The sequence below is a fragment of the Streptomyces sp. NPDC127084 genome (assembly GCF_042724175.1).
In the GTDB taxonomy this organism is placed as follows: domain Bacteria; phylum Actinomycetota; class Actinomycetes; order Streptomycetales; family Streptomycetaceae; genus Streptomyces.
On sequence record NZ_JBHXFA010000294.1, the window covers coordinates 1922 to 3738 of the forward strand.

Sequence of the window (1817 nt, forward strand, 5' to 3'; positions counted from 1 at the left end):
CGTATTTTATGTGATAAATCTCATTGTGTCATACTCGGGTGTTGTTTGGGGTTAAATCATATTTTCGGCGGCCGGGCGGGGGGGGGGGCCCCCCCCCCCCCGCGTCTTGCGAGGCCGGGTGTTCAGCCCTGTGGCCGCGGCATCCAGGTCCTCCTTGGTGTACTTCGAGAGATCCGTTCCTTTCGGGAATGCCGTAGCAGGCCGTTCGTGTTCTCGTTCGAGCCTCGCCGCCACGGACTGTGGGGATCGCAGAAGTACACCGGGACTCTGGAGGCTTCCGAGAAGGCGTCGTGATGAGCCATCTCGGCACCTTGGTCCCCTGTCAGCGAGCGCTTCAGGTGTGGCGGGAGGCCACTCATGGCCTCCTTTCGGAAGAAGCCGGAGCTGTGGCCGTTCGGCAGGTGCACGTACGGGAACGGGCCCGGCAGCGGGCCGCGACGCAGACCGGCATGACCGTCGAGTTGCGCGCCACCTTCGGCTACAAAGCCCCCACCGGCACCACCGACGATCCCCGCTTCCGCATCCTTTCCCCGCTCCATCTGTCCGCCGATTGGGCCAGCGGGAGGTGGTCGAGGTGAGCGGTCTCGATGACATCGACGCCAATACCGAAGCCGGGATTCCCCCGCCCGTACAGTGGCCAGGCGTCAGTGGGTGACTGCCCGGAGTTCGCCCGGGGTGGTGCCAGCGGCACCGCACCGGGCGTTCACTGGAGGCATGGCCGCGCGCCGCCCGTGCCGTGATGTCGAGTCGTGGGCCGGCAAGATCGACTGTGCTCCGGCCGCGCACCCGCGGGGACTGGGCCTATAAGGGCTCGCTCTGGAGACCACGCAGGACCGGATCGAGCAGGCCCTCGACGGAGCCAGTCAGGCTGGGAAAAGCGGGCGTGAAACGCCCAGGGACGGGAAGCCGCCGCGAGAGACCCCCTCCCTCTCCTTGGGAAGGAGACCGCGATGACAACCATGGAGACTGCGCCGTCCGCGTCCGCCACTCTGTTGAGGGACGCGTCCCTCCCGCCCGTGCCTCATGGCGACGCGGCGGGGGTGGAAGCGAAGGATGCGCGGGAGCTCAGTCTGGTCTTCATGGAGCGGCTCGCGGCTTTGGAGGAGGGCACCAGGGAGTACCAGTACGTGCGCAATACGCTCATCGAGATGAACGTGTCCCTGGTGAAGTTCGCGGCCGGGCGGTTCCGCAACCGCGGCACCGGGGAGATGGAGGACATCGTCCAGGTCGGGATCATCGGCCTGATCAAGGCCATCGACCGTTTCGACCTCGCCCGGGGCGTCACGTTCACCACCTTCGCCCTGCCCTACATACGCGGCGAGATCATGCGCCACTTCCGCGACACCTCCTGGGACGTCCACGTCCCGCGACGCTTGCAGGAACTGCGCGTCGACCTCGCCAAGGCAAGGGACCATTTGGCCGCTGAGCTCGGCCACGAGCCGACCACCGCGGAACTGGCCGCCTACCTCAAGGTCAGCGAGGACGAGGTGAGGGAGGGACTGGTCGCCGCCGCCGGCTACACCGCCTGTTCCTTGGACGCCCCCCACAACGACGACGAGACTCCCGCGACCCTGAACGACGGCCGCTCCTACGCTGACCGCATCGGCATCCGCGACCACGCCATGGACCTCGTCGAAGACCTCCACTCTCTCGCGCCCCTCCTCGCCCAGCTCGATGAACGCGCACGCACCATCCTCGAGCTCCGCTTCGGCCAGGAGATGACCCAGGCCCAGATCGGCACCGAACTCGGCCTGTCCCAGATGCACGTCTCCCGCATCCTCAGCAGCACCCTCACCAACCTGCGCAACGGCCTGCTC

The 1817-nt window shown here is 67.0% G+C and carries 2 protein-coding genes and 1 pseudogene; 2 read left to right on the plus strand and 1 reads right to left on the minus strand.

From position 1 onward, the window contains the following. Nucleotides 1-51: 51 nt before the first annotated feature. A pseudogene (locus tag ACFWI9_RS33325) lies at nt 52-392 on the minus strand (IS30 family transposase); the annotation flags it as partial. Between ACFWI9_RS33325 and ACFWI9_RS33330 the strand changes: the two are divergent. Continuing rightward, on the plus strand, nt 387-578 hold the full coding sequence (locus tag ACFWI9_RS33330) for a hypothetical protein (protein WP_387168771.1): 192 nt from the start codon (nt 387-389) through the stop codon (nt 576-578). The pseudogene ACFWI9_RS33325 and the gene ACFWI9_RS33330 overlap by 6 nt on opposite strands. Before the next feature lie 372 nt (nt 579-950). After that, on the plus strand, nt 951-1817 hold an 867-nt coding region (locus ACFWI9_RS33335), incomplete at its 3' end, for a SigB/SigF/SigG family RNA polymerase sigma factor (protein WP_387168774.1).